Raw genomic sequence first — 17,545 nt, forward strand, 5'->3', positions numbered from 1 at the left:
GCGGCACGTCCCGCTCACGGCTTGACGACGGCCATCCACAGGTCCAGGTCGGTCAGCACCAGCCGGCCGGGCCGCTGAGCGGCACTGTCGGGCACGGCGGCCCGCACCAGGGGCTGCTCGCCCTTCTCGACGGTCACCTTCGTGCCGTCGTACCGCGGTGACCTGTCGCGGACGACCGAGCGCAGCCTGTCCGACAGGTGCCGGGCGGTCGCCTCGTCCTTCACCACGACGCACAGCACCTCGGTGTTCCGGCCCGTGGAATCGGCTCGTTGGCCGAGCGCGGACAGCCGAACCGGCGCGGTGGCGGTGAGCGGGTTGAAGTCGGCCCGGTAGACGTCGCCCAGACAGCCTGCCGCGCGCCGGTACTCCGGGGTGTCGGCCAGCGAGGAACCCTCTGCGGGGTGGACGGCCGACATGGGGGCGGTGCCCGGGGTGGCGTAGGAGGGGTGTCCTTCGAGACCTCCAGGGCCACGCCCTTGCCGTGGGGGCGGGTCCACGTCCGCCCGCCGTCCTCGTCGCCGCGGGTGTAGCCGTTCGCCTTCAGGGACGCGGTGATGGCCGCCTCGTCGAACGAGCCCTCCCAGTGGCCCGCCCCCTGAGCGTCGACCGCGGTGTCGATCTGGTCCGCCTTGAGGTGCCCCGCCCACGGCCCGGGACGGTACGCGTTCAGCAGGCTGTTGCTCGGCCGCCCGATCGCGGCGAACCGCTTGGTGTCGTCCTTGCCCAGCCGGCGCGCGGTGGCGGCGTCGAGATACGTCACCGGGCCCCCGCCGTTGTCGTCGGCCAGGGTGCCCAGCCCCTTGAGCAGCGGGGAGGCGCCCTCGTGTTCGCTCTGCCCCGATCCGGAGGAACAGCCGGTGACGCCGGCCAGGCAGGCCACGACGAGAGCAGCGGCGCCGACGACGGAACTGCGCGTTGCTGTGGACATGCCGGGCAGCCTATCGGCGGGCCGGCGGGAGCAAGTGTGCGGACCGGCGGGGAGCACGTGCCCGCCCGTCAACCACCCGGCGTGGGTGTCGGCTTGGTCCAGTCCGGGTCGGTCCAGCGGGCGGACTCCGCGGGATCGGGCAGGTCCGGACGGTAGTGGTGGTCCCGCTCCCGGCGCAGCCGCACACTCGCGTGCACCACGGCGTCCGCGGGCAGGGGGCGCGAGCGTCGGCCGGCCATGACCCACAGCGGGCCGTTGGGGTGGATGGCGGCGTCGGCGAAGTCCTCGGTCACCGCGCAGGCCTCCGCGTACGCGCCGGCGCGGAACACCAGGTCCTGGGCGACGCCGTCGGTGATCCACTTGAGCGTGATCGCCGACAGCAGGGGAGCGCCCTGCGCGTGCGCGAAGGTGCCGCCCACGTCGGAGTGCACGCCGGCGAACCAGACCTCCTGCGCCGTCTCCCGCAACGGCTCCGGACGGCGCGTCACCAGGAACTCGCGGTACGGGCGCCGTTTCTCGTCCAGGGAGACGGCGTGCCGGATGCGGGCCGCGTTGGGGAGCTGGTGCGTGTACGGCCAGTGCAGGGTGCCCAGGCGCAGGATGCCCGCCGCCTTGACCGTGTCCCAGACCCCGAGGTAGGCGACGGGCAGCGCGTGGTGGGAGACCTGCCGCGGAGCGTTGCGCTTGACCTCCGCCCACAGCGGCTCGCGCTCGGTCCGCCGGCAGAACGCGTGCGAGAAGCGTGCGACTTCCCGCTCGCTCCTGTCGATGTCGTGGTTGAAGGCGTACTTGGCGACCGCGTAGGGGACCAGGTTCTCCGAGCCGGGGCGCATGAGGCCGGGCTTGTTGAGCATGCCGACCAGCGCGCGGGCGGTGTAGGCACCACGGCTGAAGCCGAAGACGTACACATGGTCTCCGGGCTCCCAGTGCTGCATCAGATACGTGTACGCCTCGGCGAGATTGGTTCTCAGCCCGGTGCCGAAGGCGAGACCGCAGAGCCGGGAGAGCTTGCGGCCGAGCGGGCTGCGGGCCCCGGCCGACGCCATGGTGCCGACACCGGGGTCGTAGTACAGAAGCTGGCGGGTGGGGTCGTCCGCCTCCAGCATCTCGAACAGCCGGACGACGTTGGTCGGGTACGAGGCGCCGACCTGGTTGCTGGTTCCATCGAGGCAGAGAACGATCCTGCGTGGCATGAGAACCTCTCAACGAGTAGTCGAGCCGCTACGGCCGTTCCCCCGCGCCCGGTGCTTCGCCGGCGGCCCGGACGCGGTGCGCCGCCCCGGCTCCAGCTGCCCGGCGAACGCCTGGAGTGCCGCAGAGCTGTTGGGCGGCAGGACCGCCATCAGCCCGTGCTCCTGCGCGTCGGCCAGTGTGCCCGCGACCTCACTGCCCTCCGGGGCGAGCACGAGTCGCACGTGCCCGTCACCGGAACCGCGCCGGTCCACCGGTGTCACGGCGCCGTGCGTACCGTCGGGCAGCGTCACCCACAGCTGGAAGTCGTCGTACCGGAAGAAGTCCGCGCCCTTCACCGGCCACGGGTAGTGGTGCTCACCGGGCACCTTCGGCAGGATCCCCTGATGGTTCCCCCGGCTCATCGGCACGCAGGCGTTGAAGAGGGAGTCGGTCCATGCCTCCACACCGTCGGCGTCCTCGATCGGCGCGCGCAGCAGCTCCTCGGCCTCCTCGTAGCCGAGTTCCGCCAGGGCGGGCAGTGTCCTGGGGAAACCCGCCAGCAGGTCGGCCGCGTCCCGGCGCAGCCGGTCGACCCGCGACGGCTCGGCGCAGAACTGCATGCTCCACTCGATGCCCACCCGGGCCCGGTACATCCGCCAGCCGCTCTCCGTCATCACCCACAGGCTGCCGCCGTGGTGCATCTCCCAGTGATCCGGCGCGACGGGCCGGGGCCCGTAGGGGAGGTCCGCGTCGTCCATCCGGTCGAGGATCTTGTGCGCCGTGCGCTTCGCGGCCTTGAAGAACGGGGACTCGAAGCGCTTCGGATGCTCGACGAGCCGGATCCTCCAGGGATGGTTCTCCGACTCGGTGCCGCCCGGCTTGAGCGTGTCGGGCATACGCGACCTGGTCATGGTGCCGGCGCGGGTCATGATGGCCTCCTCGTGCCGCCCGCGGCCCGGGGTACGGCCCACGGTGCCGAGTCACCCCCTGTGTTCATCGTGCGCCTCGGGGCGGGAGCGCGCGAGCCGGGACCGTGGCGGACACCGGAGATGAAGGGTGCGGATCCAGCCATCGACCTCGCATTCCGGCCACCGCCCTGACGTGGTGTTTTACAGTGGCTGGCACCAGTTCCGGCGATAGGACCTATGAGGTATTCGCGAACATGTCGACTGAGACGTTTGAGTTTCAGGTAGAGGCCCGTCAGCTGCTGCAGCTGATGATCCACTCGGTCTACTCGAACAAGGATGTCTTCCTGCGGGAGCTCGTCTCCAACGCTTCCGACGCGCTGGACAAGCTGCGTCTGGAGAAGTTGTGGGACGACTCGCTCGACGCAGATGTGTCCGACCCGCACATCGAGATCGACGTCGACAACGACGCCCGCACGCTCACGGTGCGGGACAACGGCATCGGGATGACGTACGACGAGGTCGGACAGCTCATCGGCACGATCGCCAACTCGGGCACCGCGCAGTTCCTGAAGGAGCTGCGGGAGGCCAAGGACGCGGCCGGGGAGGAGGGACTCATCGGCCAGTTCGGCGTCGGGTTCTACTCCGGCTTCATGGTGGCGGACGAGGTCACCCTGCTGACCCGGCGCGCCGGCGAGAGCCAGGGCACCCGCTGGACGTCCCGCGGCGAGGGCACGTACACGCTGGAGAGGGTCGACGACGCCCCGCAGGGCACCTCGGTCGTGCTGCACCTCAAGCCGGCCGACCCGGAGAACCAGCTCCACGACTACACCTCCCCGTGGAAGATCAGGGAGATCATCAAGCGGTACTCGGACTTCATCACCTGGCCCATCCGGATGGTGCCCGAGGCGTCCGCGTCGACCGACGAGAGCGACGAGGCCCCCGAGCCCGAGACGCTCAACTCCATGAAGGCGCTCTGGGCGCGGCCCCGCGACGAGGTGTCCGACGACGAGTACCACGAGCTGTACAAGCACATCGCGCACGACTGGCGTGACCCCCTGGAGACGATCCGGCTCCAGGCGGAGGGCACCTTCGAGTACCAGGCCCTGCTGTTCCTCCCCGCGCACGCCCCGCACGACCTGTTCACGCGGGACTCCAAGCGCGGCGTGCAGCTGTACGTCAAGCGCGTGTTCATCATGGACGACTGCGAGGCGCTGCTGCCGCCGTACCTCCGCTTCGTCAAGGGCGTCGTCGACGCGGCGGACCTCTCGCTCAACGTGTCCCGCGAGATCCTCCAGCAGGACCGCCACATCGAGATGATGCGGCGGCGGCTGACGAAGAAGGTCCTGTCCACGGTCAAGGAGATGATGGCCAAGGACCAGGAGCGGTACGCGACGTTCTGGCGGGAGTTCGGCACGGTCCTGAAGGAAGGACTGATCACCGACTCGGAGAACCGTGACGCCATCCTCACCGTCGCGTCGTTCGCCAGCACGCACGACGACTCCGAGCCGACCACCCTCAAGCAGTACGTGGAGCGGATGAAGGAGGGTCAGGAGGACATCTACTACCTGACCGGCGAGTCCCGGCAGAGCATCGAGAACTCCCCGCACATGGAGGCGTTCCGGGAGCGCGGCATCGAGGTGCTGCTGCTCACCGACGCCGTCGACGAGGTGTGGGCCGATGCCGTCGGCGAGTACGAGGGCAAGACGCTGCGGTCCGTGGCCAAGGGCCGGATCGACCTCGACGCCAAGGACGAGGAGACCTCGGACGACGAGCGGGAGAAGCAGACCGAGGAGTACGCCGGGCTGCTCGGCTGGATGAAGGAGCAGCTGGACGAGGACATCAAGGAGGTGCGCCTCTCCTCCCGCCTCACCGTCTCCCCGGCCTGTGTCGTCTCCGACGCACACGACCTGACCCCGGCCCTGGAGAACATGTACCGCTCGATGGGCCAGGAGGTGCCCCGCGCCAAGCGGATCCTGGAGCTCAACCCCGGCCACCAGCTGGTGAAGGGCCTCAACGAGGCGTACAAGGAGCGCGAGGACCGTGCGGAACTGGCCGAGACCGCCGAGCTGCTGCACGGCCTGGCCGTGCTCGCCGAGGGCGGCCAGCCCAAGGAACCGGCCCGGTTCGTCAAGCTGATGGCGGACCGTCTGGAACGCGCGCTGTGACGCGATCCGGCTGACGCCGGCGGCCTGCCCTCCCGCCCGTGTGGGTGGGGCAGGCCGGTCCGGCGGCCGGGCGTGGCCGCCACCGCGGAGCGGGAGCCTGGCCGGTCCCGCCGGCGGCTCCGACACAGGCTTCGTTGCCTTCCGGGCCGGCCGGCACCCGGTGCGACGGAGCCCGCCCCCGGTCACCCCTCGTAGCGGGCCGCCAGGGTGCGTACCGTCTCGGCGATGCGGTCGCGGAGTTCGGCCGGCGCCATGACCTCGACATCGCCGCCCAGCCGCAGGAACTCTCCGTGGGCGTGGTCGATCGATTCGATGGGCACCCGGGTCTCCGTCCATCCGTCACCCGCGGGTGTCACACCGAGACGGCGGGCGCCCTCCGGGGTGAGCCGTACCAGAGCCTCGCCGGTGTGCAGCCGGGCCCGGAAATCGGCCAGAGAGCCGTGCCACTGCGCGGCCAGGTCGAACCCGTCCGGGACCTCGAACTCCTCCTGGAGAAACCGGAGTCCGAGGATCTGGTCGACCCGGTAGGTGCGGATTCCCGACGGGCCGCCCGCGACCAGGTACCAGCGGCCGGCCTTGAGCACGAGCCCGTACGGCTCGATCCGCCGCTCGATCTCCTCGGGTGCCCGCCATCGCCGGTACCGCAGCACCACCGCCCGCGACTCCCACACCGCGGCGGCGACCGCGGCCAGGTGCGGCGTACGGTCGGCGTCGCCGTACCAGCCGGGGGCGTCGAGCAGGAAGCGTTCCTGGATCCGCCCGGCGCTCTCGCGCAGCTCCGCCGGAAGAGCGGCGCGCAACTTGAGCTGGGCGGTCGCGAGCGCCTCGCCCAGGCCGAGTTCGGCGGCGGTGCCGGGCAGCGCGGCGAGGAACGCGGCCTGGGCCTCGTCCGGGGTCAGTCCCGTGAGACGGGTCCGGTAGCCGTCGACCAGCCGGTAGCCGCCTGCGTGTCCCGCGTCGCCGTACAGCGGGACACCGGCCGCGGCGAGCGCCTCGACGTCCCGGTAGACCGTCCGGACGGAGACCTCCAGTTCCCCGGCCAGCTGCCGGGCCGTCATCCGGCCCCGGTTCTGGAGCAGCAGAAGCAGGCTGACCAGTCGGCTTGCGCGCATGGCGCCCAGTATCCCCTGGCAGGGGACGTCAGTGGAGTGCCCCGTGACGTCGATCGTCAGGTGGCCGGGTGCCCTGGCATCCTCACTGGTCCGGAAGTGGTGACGCTTCGCGGTCCGCCGTGTCGCCGGCCGGTGGTTGGCCGATCGGGGGGTTGGCCGAGTGCGCTGACGCGTTGCTTTCTCCCCCGGGCCGTCCGCGGAGGCCGCGCTCCTGGGGCGTGGCCCGATCAGCCAGACCGGGGCCACCTGCCCGGGGGTCCGCGGTTGCGGAGGCGTCCACGGTGGCGGCCCAGGCGGCCAGCAGTTGCAGCGCGTCGTGGGCCGGTGTGTGCGGGGCGGCGCTGTAGGCGGTCAGGGTCAGGCCGGGCTGTGCGGGCAGTTCCATGGCGTCGAAGTCGAGGGTGATCTCGCCGACGACCGGGTGCCGGAAGGCTTTGCGACCGGAGTGGTGCAGGCGCACGTTGTGCTTGGCCCACGCGGTGCGGAACTCCTCGCTGCGGGTGACGAGCTCGCCGATCAGCCCGGTCAAGTCGCTGTCGCCGGGCGCTCGTCCGGCCTCGGTGCGCAGCAGGGCCACGGTCGTGTTCACGGACTGCTCCCAGTCGGGGAAGAAGTCCCGGCCGCGCGGGTTCAGGAACTGGAAGCGGGCGATGTTGACCGGGCGCGGGGCGTCCTCGGTGAACAGCGGAGAGTACAGGGCGCGGCCGAGACGGTTGACGGCGAGGATGTCGAGGCGGCCGTTGCGGATGAAGGCCGGGGAGTCCGTCATGGAGTCCAGGACGCGCAGGACACTGTCCGGGAGCGGGCCGCGGACGCGTCTGGTACGGCGGGCGGGGCGTCTGGCGACGGCACGGGCGAGGTCGTAGAGGTGAGCGCGCTCGGCCTCGTCGAGCTGCAGGGCGCTCGCGACGGCGTCGAGGACTTCCTCGGAGGCTCCGGCGAGGTGGCCGCGCTCCAGGCGGACGTAGTAGTCGACGCTGACGCCGGCGAGCATCGCGGCTTCCTCGCGGCGCAGCCCGGGCACGCGCCGGTTGCCGCCGTAGGCGGGCAGCCCGGCCTGCTGCGGGGTGATCTTGGCGCGGCGGGAGGCCAGGAACTCGCGGATGTCGCTCTCCGTACTCACGTTCTCCAGGCTAAGGGGGGCGGCGCGGACGAGGGGGGTTCTGTCGGTACCTGGAACGGCCGTACCTTCCCCACGCGCGTGACCTGCGGTTACCTCGGTAGTGGCCGCTGCTGCGGCTGCTGGCGGACACCCCGGACGAGAGGCTCCGGGCCGCCGGCGCGGGCACCCCACCACGGAGGGGAAGTGCCCGGTTCCCCCACGTTCGCGAGCGAAGGAGTCGCCCTGTGGCGAAGCAGTCCGCACCCGAGGAGCTGGCCGGTATCGCGCCCAAGCTTGTCGAGGTCACCGATGAGGTCCTCTTCGGTGACGTCTGGGAGCGGCCCGGCCTCTCCCCGCGGGATCGCAGCCTGGTCACCGTGAGCGTGCTGGCCGCGCTCTACCGCGGCGAGCAGCTCGGCCACCACCTGCGCGTGGCGCTGAAGAACGAGCTGAGTGTGGAAGAGCTGTCCGAGGCGATCACGCATCTCGCGTTCTACGCCGGATGGCCGAACGCCATGACCGCGATCACCCTGCTCAAGCAGATAGCCGACGAGCAGGCCACCGCCTGACCAGGCGATCCACGGCAAGGAGCACCACCCCATGGAATTGCTGAACAAGCAGCCGACGACGAAGCTGCCCGCTCGGTGGTTCACCGGCGACGCGTGGGCCGATGTGATCCACCGCGGTGAGGAACCCTCCCGCGCCCGCGCGAACGCGGTGCGCTTCGCGCCCGGCGCCCGGACCGCCTGGCACTCCCACGGCCTGGGGCAGACCCTCTACATCGTCGAGGGCATCGCCCTGATCCAGTCCCGCGGCGGCGAGATCCTCGAAGCCCACCCGGGCGACGTGATCTGGACGCCGCCGGGCGAGGAGCACTGGCACGGCGCCGCCCCGGACCACTTCATGACGCACATCGCGCTGTGGGAGACCGACGAGGTCGCCTGGCTCGAACACGTCGGTGACGACGAGTACGGCGGCCCGCGCACCAGCACCCGCCGCTGAAACCAGGCTCGGCCGAGACAACCCGTGAGGAGCACCGTCATGCGCGGAGACCCCGCCCCCGTCCGTGAGTTTCTGCCCGACCTGATCGACCGCGTGCTCTCCGGCCCCATCGACCCGGGCAAGGTCTTCGACCTCACCCTGCCGCTCGACCAGGTCGCCGACGCCTACCAGGCCATGGACGAACGGCGCGCCATCAAGGCCCTCCTCAAGCCCTGAGCCGGTGGGTGCACTGGTTCCCGGCATGGCACGCCGCGGCCCGGTGCGACCGCCGTGCGTCGCCTTCCTGCAGATACCCGGCGTACTGCCCTACCGGATTGGACGAACCACCCATGGCGATGACGTACCACCATCTCGGCCGGACCGGTCTGAAGGTCGGCAAGCTCGGCCTGGGAACCATGAACTTCGGCTGGGTCACCGACGAACCCACCAGCTTCGCCCTCCTCGACCGGGCAGTCGAGGAAGGCATCAACTTCATCGACACCGCCGATGTGTACGGCGGACCGCAGTCACCCGACATGGAGCAGGGCTACGGGCTCTCCGAGGAGATCATCGGCCGCTGGCTGGCCCAGGGCGGCGGCCGACGCGACCGCATCGTGCTGGCGACCAAGCTCTACCAGCCCATGGGCACCGGCCCGAATGACAAGTACGTGTCGGCCTACAAGATCCGCAGGGCCGCCGAGGCCAGCCTCCGACGGCTGCAGACCGACCACATCGACCTGTACCAGATGCACCACATCGACCGCTCCACGCCGTGGGACGAGATCTGGCAGGCCATGGAGCAACTCGTCCGCGAGGGCAAGGTCACCTACGTCGGCAGCAGCAACTTCGCCGGCTGGCACATCGCCACCGCGCAGCAGGAAGCGAGCAGGCGGCACTTCCTGGGGCTCGTCTCCGAGCAGAGCCTGTACAACCTCAACGCCCGCACCGTCGAACTTGAACTGATCCCCGCCCTGCGCCACTACGGCATCGGCCTGATCCCGTGGAGCCCGCTGGGCGGCGGCCTGCTCGGCGGCGCCCTGCACCAGGCCGACAGCGGCCGGCGCTCGTCCCCCGACTTCCTGGCCACCGTCGAGCAGTACCGGCCGCAGCTCGAACGCTACGAAGCCCTGTGCGCGGACCTCGGCGAGCGCCCCGCTGACGTCGCCCTCGCGTGGCTGCTGCACAACCCGGCGGTCGCCACCACCATCGTCGGACCGCGCACCCCCGAGCAGCTGAACGAATCGCTGCGAGCCCCGCACCTGTCCTTGTCGCCCGAAACCCTCCGGGAACTCGACGCGATCTGGCCGGGCCCCGGAGGCGAGGCCCCCGAGGCGTACGCCTGGTAGCACGGCGACGAGGCAGCCGCCCGACCAGGCACCGCGTCGCCGAGAACGACGCGGCCGCCCCACACTGACAGTGGGTGTCAGTGGAGTGCCCCTAGCCTGCGGCGCATGGACGACTTCGCCTTCCTGCACGGCTCCTGGGACGTGGCCAACCGCCGTCTCGACGCGCCCCTCGGCCCGGACAGCGCCCGCTGGCAGCAGGAGTTCTCCGCCGACGGCGGCCGCACAGGGGAACTCAACTGGATCATGGACCTCACCCGCACCGGGCGGGTGGGCGCATGAGGATCGTCGAATTCCGGCAGTACACCCTGCATCCGGGCGGCCGGGAGACGCTGATCGAGCTGTTCGAGCGGGAGTTCGTGACCGGTCAGCAGACGGTCGGCATCACCGTCGGCGGACGGTTCCGGGACCTGGACGACCCGGACCGATTCGTCTGGCTTCGCGCCTTCCCCGACATGGCGCACCGCCGGCGCGCACTGGAGGCGTTCTACACCGGCCCGGTCTGGCGGAAGCACCGCGACGCGGCCAACGCCACCATGGTCGACAGCGATGACGTCCTGCTGCTGCGGGGCCCGGGCTTCGCGGCGGAGCCAGGCACCCGCGAGGTGACCGCGACGATCTGCCGGCCGCCGGACGAGGCCGCCTTCGCCGCGTACGCCGACCGGCACCTGGGCCCGGCCCATGCGGTGCACCGCACCGAGCACGCCGAGAACGACTTTCCCCGATTGCCCGTCCGCACCGGGGAGGACGTCCGGGTCTGGTTCGGCCCGGCCGAGCCACCCCCCTGGCCGATCCGGCGGCTACGGCTGGCACCCGTGAGGGACTAGCCACGCGTTCACCCCCTCAGAAACGGCGTCCGGCGGGCGTGTTCCTCCGTCGCCGTCACCAAGGGGTTGCGTCCGGTGGACGGCGTGTGCCTCCGCGGCAGGGGCGAGGGGGCTGTGTCCGGCGCACCGCGCGGCTCCGTCGTCACGTCGGCGGAGCCGACGCGTCGATGTCGAGGGCCGCGGCACGCAGGGCCGCTGCCACGCGGGTGACCGGCTGGGTCGGCGGATGGGGGAGCCGGGCCAGCAGCAGACGCCGCTGTTCCTGCGGCCCGCCGCGGACCGGGAGGACACGGACGCCCGGCGGCGCGGCCGAGGCGAGCGCGGCGGGCACGGTGGTCAGCCCGCAGCCGGCGGCGACGAGGTGGAGCTTGGCCAGCCAGTCGCGGGCGGTGTGGGCGATCTCGGGCCGCTCGTCCAGGCCCGGCCACACCCCCATCAGCCGGTCCTCGCCCGAGGAGGAGCCCGCGATCCAGCGCTGCCCGCGAAGGTCGGCCACGTCCACGAAGTCGCCGCGGGCCAGCGGGTGGGCGGCGGGCACCGCCAGACACAGTGCGCGTTCGGTGAGTGTCCGCAGCGCGAGCGGGGGCGACTCGGTGTCCGGCGGACGGAACGGCGGCGCCGACGCGAGCAGGGCCAGGTCGAGGCTGCCGGCCCGCAGCGCGCGCACCAGCGCCGGGGTGGTGCCCTCCCGGCCGACGACGTGCAGGCCGGGGTCCGTGTGGCGCAGCGCGGCCAGGGCGCGGGGCACGAGGACGGCGCCGGCGCTCGGGAACCAGCCCAGGCGGACCGTTCCGGCCTGCCCGGGCAGGCCCGACAGCTCCCGGGCGGTCGCCTCGATCTCGTCCAGCACGATCGTCGCGCGGCGCATGACGACGCGGCCCGCCGGTGTGAGCCGCACTCCGTCGCGCCGCCGCTCCAGCAACTCCGAGCCTGCCGCCCGTTCGATCGCGGCGATCTGCCGGGACACCGCCGACTGGGTGTAGCCGAGGGAGGTGGCGGCCGCGGTGAAGGTTCCCTGTTCGGCCACGGCACGGAAGACGCGCAGCGCGGTCAGTGACACATCCGTGAAGTCCATGATGATTGCGCATACTAGCCTTGCCGGACTTCCGGAGGATTCATGGATGGGGGATGTCCGGCGCCGCGGGAGTGAACGCTTCTCGCGGCGCTCCCGTCCCGGGCGCCGGCCCAGGGACTCGGGTGCGTCCTCGTCGCAGCGCCGGCCCACCCGTGCGGACCCCGGCCGACCCCGGCCGAAGCCGTCCTGCGCACCGGCCGCGCTCACCGGCGCGTCACCGGCGCGGCCCACGACGGCTGTCCGGGCCGCCTCGGCAAGACTCGACGCATTGGCATGGACCTGACGCTTCCGAAGGGCTAGGCTCTGCCCCGCCACGCCAGAGAGCGCTCTCAGAAATCGGCTGTTCCACCCCACAACTGGAACGACGAAGGGCACGTCCCATGAGACGCAGAAGAATTGTGCATGCCGCGGTGGCCACGCTCTTGGTCCTCGGCGGATCGAGCGCCGCAGGAGCGATCCCCGCGGCGGCGACCGGCTCCGCCGAAGGAGCCGTCGGAGCGACCACGACCGCAGGCGTCACCGCGCCCGCGACCGCCACGGCCGGCAAGCCCGCCGCCGACGGGATCGTGAGCGCCATGCAGCACGATCTCGGCCTGACCCGGAAACAGGCCGAGGCACGGATCGCGGCGGAGCGGACCGCCGCGACGCTCGCTCCGAAGGTGCGCCGGGCGGCCGGGAACGCCTACGCCGGCTCCTGGTTCGACGCCGCGAAGGGGCGCCTGACGGTGGCGCTCACCCCTGCTGCCTCGACGGCCGTACGCGGGACGATCGAGGCGGCAGGCGCCGGGGTCCGCACGGTCGCGCACAGCGCCCGGCAACTGGACGCCGTCAAGACGCGCCTCGACCGGCTGTCCGCCCCCTCGGGAGTGAGCGGCTGGCACGTGGACCCCGCGGCCGGCGCGGTCGTCGTGGACGTCGTGCGGAGCAACCGCTCTGACAACGATGTCCAGCACTTCGTGGCGCAGGCCCGCGCGGCGGGACCCGTCACCGTCAGGACCGTCTCCGCCGCCCCGCGGACCTTCGCCGCGGGAACAGTGGGCGGCGACCCCTACTACACGGGCAACGCCCGCTGCTCCATAGGCTTCTCGGTGTACGGCGGGTTCGTCACCGCCGGGCACTGCGGACAGCCGGGCGCCGGTGTCAGCGGCTGGGACGGCTCCTACATCGGCACCTTCCAGGGCTCCTCGTTCCCGGACAACGACTACGCCTGGGTCAGCGTGGGCAGCGGCTGGTGGACCGTGCCGGTCGTACTGGGCTGGGGCACGGTGTCCGACCAGCTCGTGCGCGGCTCGGCCGTGGCGCCCGTCGGCTCCTCCGTCTGCCGCTCGGGATCGACATCGCACTGGCACTGCGGCACGGTGCTCGCGACGAACGAGACCGTCAACTACAGCCAGGGCGCGGTGCACCAGCTGACCAAGACCAGTGCCTGTGCCGAACCCGGCGACTCGGGCGGCTCCTTCATCACCGGCGACCAGGCGCAGGGCGTCACCTCCGGCGGCTGGGGCAACTGCTCCAGCGGCGGCGAGACCTGGTTCCAGCCGGTCAACGAGATCCTCAACCGGTACGGCCTGACCCTGCACACCTACACCGGCTGACCCGCACGCGTACCGACCACACGTGGTCGCACAGGGGGTCCGTGCGCACAGCGGCGGGCCCCCGCCCGCGACGCCGCACCGATCAGGGAGCAGACACCGTGCCGAGACAGGCCTTACGACACCTCGTGACCGCCGTCGTGGTGGCGACGCTGGCCGTCACCACCCTCCTCGCGGCGGGCGCGTCCCCCTCGCGGGCCGCAGGGGCCTGGACGCCCCGACCCGCACCGATGTCGACGCCGTGGACGAACCAGGTCTCCGTGGACCACCCCCTGCCGGAGTACCCCCGCCCGCAGCTCACCCGGCCCGACTGGGCCAATCTCAACGGCATCTGGGACTTCGCGGTCACCTCCCGCGACGCCGCGCAGCCGACGACGTTCGGCGAGCAGATCCGAGTGCCGTTCGCGCCGGAGTCGGCGCTCTCCGGCATCCAGCGCAAGATCACCGAAAACGACAGGCTCTGGTACCGGCGCACCTTCACCGTGCCCGCCGACTGGAGCGACCGGCGCGTCCGGCTCAACTTCGGCGCCTCGGACTGGGAGACGACCGTCCGGGTCAACGGCCGGCAGGCGGGTGCCGTGCACCGCGGCGGCTACGACGGCTTCTCGTACGACATCACGCCCCTGCTGAACGGCGGCACCAACACCGTCGTCGTGTCCGTGTACGACCCGACGGAGTCCGGCGGCCAGGCCATCGGAAAGCAGCGCGTCCAGGACGTCACCCCGCACGCGGGCCGGAGCATCGTCTACACCGCCTCCTCCGGCATCTGGCAGACCGTCTGGCTGGAGCCGACCGCCGCGGCACACATCACCCGGCTCGACATGGTCCCGCGCCTGGAGGACGGCACCCTGCACGTGACCGTGCGCGGCAGCGGAGCCGACGGCGCGGCGGTGAAGGTCACCGTCTCCACCGGCGGCACCACGGCCGGCAGCGGCACCGGCACGGTCGGGACCGAGTTCGCCGTACCGGTGCCGAACGCCCGCCCGTGGTCGCCCGACGATCCGTTCCTCTACGACGTCACCGCCCAGCTGACCGACAGCCCGGGCGGCGACCGGGTCGGCAGCTACACCGGCATGCGCTCGATCGCGGTGAAGGACGTGAACGGCGTCCGCCGACCGGTCCTCAACGGCCGGTTCGTCTTCCAGACCGGCACCCTCGACCAGGGATTCTGGCCGGACGGCATCTACACCGCCCCCACCGACGACGCCCTGAGGTCGGACCTTCAGAAACACAAGGACCTCGGCTTCAACATGGTCCGCAAACACATCAAGGTCGAACCCCAGCGCTGGTTCTACTGGGCGGACCGGCTCGGGCTGCTGGTGTGGCAGGACATGCCGTCCATGGACAGCGGCACGTCACCGGCCGGCGCCTCCCGCACCCAGTGGGAGAGCGAGTACCGCGCCGTCATCGACCAGCACCGCAGCTCGCCCGCGCTCGTCCAGTGGGTCGACCAGAACGAGGGCTGGGGCCAGTACGACCAGGCACGCATCGCGGACATGGTCAAGGCGTACGACCCCTCGCGCCTGGTCGACAACATGAGCGGCGTCAACTGCTGCGGCGCCGAGGACGGCGGCAACGGCGACGTGGTCGACAACCACAACTACGTCGGGCCGGGCAACACACCGACGGAGTCGGGGCGCGCCTCGGTGCTGGGGGAGTACGGCGGCCTCGGCTACCGGGTCTCCGGTCACGAGTGGTACCCCGGTGGCGGGTTCAGCTACGAGGACCAGCCGAGCCTGTCCGCGCTCGACGACCGGCTCGTGGGGCTGCTCGACGGCATCCGGGAGAACGCCATGCCCGCCGGCGGCCTCTCGGCCTCCGTCTACACACAGATCACCGACGTCGAGAACGAGACCAACGGGCTGATCACCTACGACCGCCAGGTCGTCAAGGTCGACGCGTCCCGTGTCCGCGCGGCCAACCAGGCGCTCATCGCCGCCTCTCGCACCATCGGCCCGCCGGTGAAGCTGCCGCTGGAGCAGTACGTCTCGATCCGCGTCACGACACCCGGCTACACCGACCGCTACATCCGCCACTACGACGGTCTCGGCTACACCGAGGCGGTCGGTTCGAACAGCAGCGTCCTGCTGAAGCAGGACGCCACCTGGAAGGTGCGGCCGGGCCTGGCCAACAAGCTCTGCTACTCCTTCGAGTCGCGCAACTACCCCGGCGAATACCTGCGCCACCGCGAATTCCGCGTCCGTCGCGAGGCCGGCGACGACTCCGCGCTGTACCGGGCCGACGCGACATGGTGTCCGGTGCAGGGCAACGGCGGCATCAGGCTGTCGGCGGCCGGCTTCCCCGGCCAGTACCTGCGGCACATCGACGCCGAACTCTGGCTGGCGCAGCGGGGCGGCCCCCACACCTGGGACAACCCGAGCACCTTCACCGAGGACACCACCTGGGCCGTCGAGGCCCCGTGGGCGCCCTGACGACCGCTCCCGAACCCTCCGACGGAGAGGAGAGCACGTCATGCCGGTGCGCGGACACCGCATGCTCGGCGGCCTGCTGGCCCTGGCCGTCGCCCTGGCCGGGCTGGTCGCTCTGCCCACGCCTTCCCGGGCCGCGGCGCGGGTCTGCGCGCTGGCATGCGACACTCTCGACCCCTCTCAGGCACGGCAGGAGACCTTCCCGGTGCCGGACCGGCACCCCCACGGCCGTGTCCTGCGCCTGCACGTCTCGGACCCGGACGACATGGCCTGGGGCAGCATCGACAACGGTGTGTCCGGTGACTCGGTCTGGCTGGACCGCTCCTGGGACCGGGGCGCCACCTGGGAGCCGCTGCTGGGCAAGGCGAGCATTCCCGGCACCTGGACCGGCACCCGGACGCTCATGTACAACATCACCGACCCGGTGGGGCGCCGGCGCGGCTGGATCCGCGCCTGCGGCGACGCCGCCGGCGTCACCTGCACCGACTGGGTCCACCCCGCGGTGTGCGACGGAACGGCCTGCGACGGCGCCGACCCCGCCGGCGCCGCGGGCGACGACCGCCCGGTCCCCTCGGCCACCCTCTTCGGCCGCTCGATCAGTCTCCACGTCGACCAGCGGAACGGCACGGCGTGGGGCGTCGTCGAGCACGGCGGCACGGGCGACGAGATCTGGCTCGACCGCTCCTGGGACGAGGGCGTGACCTGGCCCGACGGCTCGTCCCTCGGCCGTACCGCGGTGCCGTCCGGAGCGACCACCACCCGCACCGCCCTGTTCGCCACCCGGGACCCCCGCGGCCTGATGTTCGGCGGAGCCGTGCGCGCCTGCGGCCGCGAGGCCGCCCACCAGGAAGGCGCCTGCACCGCCTGGGCCAGACCCGCGCCGACCCGGGCGCGCGCCGCGGCCGACGCGCTCATGGCGTCGTACCACACCTACGAGGGCTGGTGGCAGGGCAGTTGGTGGAACTCCGCCGCCGCGCTCACCGCGCTCGTCGGTTTCGCCGAGCGCACCGGACGGCACGACTACGACTGGGTGATCGCCCGCACCTTCGACCGGAACGACGGTGTCTTCCCGGCCGGAACCCGCAGTTCCGACCCCGTCGAGGGGCATTTCATCAGCCGGGCCGTCGACGACGCGGCCTGGTGGGCGGTGGCCTGGCTGACCGCGTACGACCACACGCACGAGCGGCGGTACCTCGACGCGGCCGTCACCATCACCGACTACGTGCGGCAGTTCTGGGACCCGGGCAGCTGCGGCGGCGGCGTGTGGTGGGACCGGGAGCGCACGTACAAGAACGCCGTGACCAACGGACTGTACGTGTGGCTGACGGCCTCGCTGCACCAGCGGATCAGCGGTGACACCGTGTGGGGCGCGCGGGCCGAGACGGCCGCCACGTGGTACCTGGACAGCGGGTTGATCAATGCCCGGGGGCTGGTCAACGACGGGCTGACCGCAGGCTGCGGCAACAACGGCCAGACCGTGTGGAGTTACAACCAGGGCCTGGCCATCGGCGCCTTCACCGAGATGTGGCGCTCCACACGCGAGACCCACTACCTGGACACCGCCAGGCGGCTGGCCGACGCCGCGATCACCGCGCCGGAACTGACCCGGGACGGCGTACTGACCGAATCCTGCGACACGGGAGCGAACACCTGCGACGACAACCAGAAGCAGTTCAAGGGGATCTTCGTACGGCACCTCGCCGACCTCGCGGACGCCACCGGATCCGCCGTGTACCGCGCCTGGCTCGGCAAGCAGGCCGACGCGGTCTGGAGCACCGACCGGGACGCCCTCAACCGCCTCGGCGAGCGCTGGGCGGGCACCACACCCGACCAGAGGGACTGGCGCACCCAGGCCAGTGCCCTGGAGGCACTGACGGCCGCGGACGGCTGACCGGTCCGGCGTGGCGCGT

At 71.8% G+C, this 17,545-nt stretch carries 16 protein-coding genes and 1 pseudogene; 10 read left to right on the top strand and 7 right to left on the bottom strand.

Annotation, left to right across the window (positions count from 1 at the left end; genetic code table 11):
- Nucleotides 1-14: 14 nt before the first annotated feature.
- From ACZ7KF_RS36570 to ACZ7KF_RS36585, 4 genes are all read right to left on the bottom strand, one after another.
- The gene (locus ACZ7KF_RS36570; RefSeq protein ID WP_471085233.1) at nucleotides 15-227 is read right to left on the bottom strand and encodes a hypothetical protein; all 213 of its coding nucleotides are present in this window, start codon (nucleotides 225-227) and stop codon (nucleotides 15-17) included.
- Nucleotides 221-928: a hypothetical protein gene (locus tag ACZ7KF_RS36575; protein WP_471085236.1), complete on the bottom strand. Its 708-nt coding sequence runs from the start codon at nucleotides 926-928 to the stop codon at nucleotides 221-223. Before ACZ7KF_RS36575 ends, ACZ7KF_RS36570 begins: the two co-directional genes overlap by 7 nt.
- Nucleotides 929-996: 68 nt before the next feature.
- Complete coding sequence (locus tag ACZ7KF_RS36580; protein WP_471085239.1) at nucleotides 997-2,121, bottom strand: DUF2235 domain-containing protein; 1,125 nt, start codon at nucleotides 2,119-2,121, stop codon at nucleotides 997-999.
- 9 nt (nucleotides 2,122-2,130) lie between these two features.
- Nucleotides 2,131-3,030 carry a DUF6424 family protein gene (locus ACZ7KF_RS36585; protein ID WP_471085242.1) on the bottom strand — a complete coding sequence of 300 codons (900 nt, stop codon included), beginning with the start codon at nucleotides 3,028-3,030 and terminating at the stop codon, nucleotides 2,131-2,133.
- Nucleotides 3,031-3,263: 233 nt separating this feature from the next.
- Between ACZ7KF_RS36585 and htpG the strand changes: the two genes are divergently transcribed.
- Nucleotides 3,264-5,174 carry a molecular chaperone HtpG gene (gene htpG, locus ACZ7KF_RS36590; RefSeq protein ID WP_471085245.1) on the top strand — a complete coding sequence of 637 codons (1,911 nt, stop codon included), beginning with the start codon at nucleotides 3,264-3,266 and terminating at the stop codon, nucleotides 5,172-5,174.
- 182 nt (nucleotides 5,175-5,356) lie between these two features.
- Here the strand turns inward: htpG and ACZ7KF_RS36595 are convergent, their stop codons facing one another.
- Both ACZ7KF_RS36595 and ACZ7KF_RS36600 read right to left on the bottom strand, forming a co-directional pair.
- A complete protein-coding gene (locus ACZ7KF_RS36595) occupies nucleotides 5,357-6,286 on the bottom strand; it encodes a helix-turn-helix transcriptional regulator (RefSeq protein WP_471085248.1) in 930 nt (309 codons plus the stop codon).
- A gap of 82 nt (nucleotides 6,287-6,368) precedes the next feature.
- Nucleotides 6,369-7,409 (bottom strand): helix-turn-helix transcriptional regulator, encoded by a 1,041-nt coding sequence (locus ACZ7KF_RS36600; protein WP_471085251.1) that lies wholly within the window; start codon nucleotides 7,407-7,409, stop codon nucleotides 6,369-6,371.
- 224 nt (nucleotides 7,410-7,633) lie between these two features.
- Here ACZ7KF_RS36600 and ACZ7KF_RS36605 point away from each other — a divergent pair, with 224 nt between their 5' ends.
- From ACZ7KF_RS36605 to ACZ7KF_RS36630, 6 genes and pseudogenes are all read left to right on the top strand, one after another.
- A complete protein-coding gene (locus tag ACZ7KF_RS36605) occupies nucleotides 7,634-7,957 on the top strand; it encodes a carboxymuconolactone decarboxylase family protein (RefSeq protein ID WP_471085254.1) in 324 nt (107 codons plus the stop codon).
- 31 nt (nucleotides 7,958-7,988) lie between these two features.
- Nucleotides 7,989-8,390, top strand: coding sequence for a (R)-mandelonitrile lyase (locus ACZ7KF_RS36610; protein WP_471085257.1), 402 nt, complete (start codon nucleotides 7,989-7,991; stop codon nucleotides 8,388-8,390).
- Between the two features lie 39 nt (nucleotides 8,391-8,429).
- Nucleotides 8,430-8,606 (top strand): annotated as a pseudogene (locus ACZ7KF_RS36615) (IMP dehydrogenase); the annotation flags it as partial.
- Between the two features lie 119 nt (nucleotides 8,607-8,725).
- Nucleotides 8,726-9,715, top strand: coding sequence for an aldo/keto reductase (locus tag ACZ7KF_RS36620; protein ID WP_471085426.1), 990 nt, complete (start codon nucleotides 8,726-8,728; stop codon nucleotides 9,713-9,715).
- A 105-nt stretch (nucleotides 9,716-9,820) separates the two neighbouring features.
- Nucleotides 9,821-9,994, top strand: a complete 174-nt coding sequence (locus tag ACZ7KF_RS36625) for a hypothetical protein (RefSeq protein WP_471085260.1) — start codon at nucleotides 9,821-9,823, stop codon at nucleotides 9,992-9,994.
- Nucleotides 9,991-10,539 carry an NIPSNAP family protein gene (locus tag ACZ7KF_RS36630; protein ID WP_471085262.1) on the top strand — a complete coding sequence of 183 codons (549 nt, stop codon included), beginning with the start codon at nucleotides 9,991-9,993 and terminating at the stop codon, nucleotides 10,537-10,539. The genes ACZ7KF_RS36625 and ACZ7KF_RS36630 overlap by 4 nt, the downstream gene beginning before the upstream one ends.
- A gap of 142 nt (nucleotides 10,540-10,681) precedes the next feature.
- Here the strand turns inward: ACZ7KF_RS36630 and ACZ7KF_RS36635 are convergent, their stop codons facing one another.
- Nucleotides 10,682-11,614 carry a LysR family transcriptional regulator gene (locus ACZ7KF_RS36635; protein WP_471085265.1) on the bottom strand — a complete coding sequence of 311 codons (933 nt, stop codon included), beginning with the start codon at nucleotides 11,612-11,614 and terminating at the stop codon, nucleotides 10,682-10,684.
- A 380-nt stretch (nucleotides 11,615-11,994) separates the two neighbouring features.
- Between ACZ7KF_RS36635 and ACZ7KF_RS36640 the strand changes: the two genes are divergently transcribed.
- The 3 genes from ACZ7KF_RS36640 (at nucleotide 11,995) to ACZ7KF_RS36650 (ending at nucleotide 17,526) form a co-directional block, all read left to right on the top strand.
- The gene (locus tag ACZ7KF_RS36640) at nucleotides 11,995-13,209 is read left to right on the top strand and encodes a S1 family peptidase (protein WP_471085267.1); all 1,215 of its coding nucleotides are present in this window, start codon (nucleotides 11,995-11,997) and stop codon (nucleotides 13,207-13,209) included.
- A 137-nt stretch (nucleotides 13,210-13,346) separates the two neighbouring features.
- Complete coding sequence (locus ACZ7KF_RS36645; protein ID WP_471085429.1) at nucleotides 13,347-15,638, top strand: AbfB domain-containing protein; 2,292 nt, start codon at nucleotides 13,347-13,349, stop codon at nucleotides 15,636-15,638.
- A 40-nt stretch (nucleotides 15,639-15,678) separates the two neighbouring features.
- Entirely contained in the window at nucleotides 15,679-17,526 is a 1,848-nt protein-coding gene (locus ACZ7KF_RS36650) for a glycoside hydrolase family 76 protein (RefSeq protein ID WP_471085269.1), read from the top strand.
- Nucleotides 17,527-17,545: the final 19 nt, after the last annotated feature.

Source organism: Streptomyces sp. NPDC038200 (assembly GCF_055600785.1).

Bases quoted from the DNA above. Each gene is read 5' to 3' on its own strand.
- ACZ7KF_RS36650 (WP_471085269.1), top strand. From the start codon at position 15,679: ATGCCGGTGCGCGGACACCGCATGCTCGGCGGCCTGCTGGCCCTGGCC.
- ACZ7KF_RS36635 (WP_471085265.1), bottom strand. From the start codon at position 11,614: ATGGACTTCACGGATGTGTCACTGACCGCGCTGCGCGTCTTCCGTGCC.
- ACZ7KF_RS36610 (WP_471085257.1), top strand. From the start codon at position 7,989: ATGGAATTGCTGAACAAGCAGCCGACGACGAAGCTGCCCGCTCGGTGG.
- ACZ7KF_RS36630 (WP_471085262.1), top strand. From the start codon at position 9,991: ATGAGGATCGTCGAATTCCGGCAGTACACCCTGCATCCGGGCGGCCGG.
- ACZ7KF_RS36575 (WP_471085236.1), bottom strand. From the start codon at position 928: ATGTCCACAGCAACGCGCAGTTCCGTCGTCGGCGCCGCTGCTCTCGTC.
- ACZ7KF_RS36585 (WP_471085242.1), bottom strand. From the start codon at position 3,030: ATGACCCGCGCCGGCACCATGACCAGGTCGCGTATGCCCGACACGCTC.
- ACZ7KF_RS36640 (WP_471085267.1), top strand. From the start codon at position 11,995: ATGAGACGCAGAAGAATTGTGCATGCCGCGGTGGCCACGCTCTTGGTC.
- ACZ7KF_RS36625 (WP_471085260.1), top strand. From the start codon at position 9,821: ATGGACGACTTCGCCTTCCTGCACGGCTCCTGGGACGTGGCCAACCGC.
- ACZ7KF_RS36620 (WP_471085426.1), top strand. From the start codon at position 8,726: ATGACGTACCACCATCTCGGCCGGACCGGTCTGAAGGTCGGCAAGCTC.
- ACZ7KF_RS36580 (WP_471085239.1), bottom strand. From the start codon at position 2,121: ATGCCACGCAGGATCGTTCTCTGCCTCGATGGAACCAGCAACCAGGTC.
- ACZ7KF_RS36595 (WP_471085248.1), bottom strand. From the start codon at position 6,286: ATGCGCGCAAGCCGACTGGTCAGCCTGCTTCTGCTGCTCCAGAACCGG.
- htpG (WP_471085245.1), top strand. From the start codon at position 3,264: ATGTCGACTGAGACGTTTGAGTTTCAGGTAGAGGCCCGTCAGCTGCTG.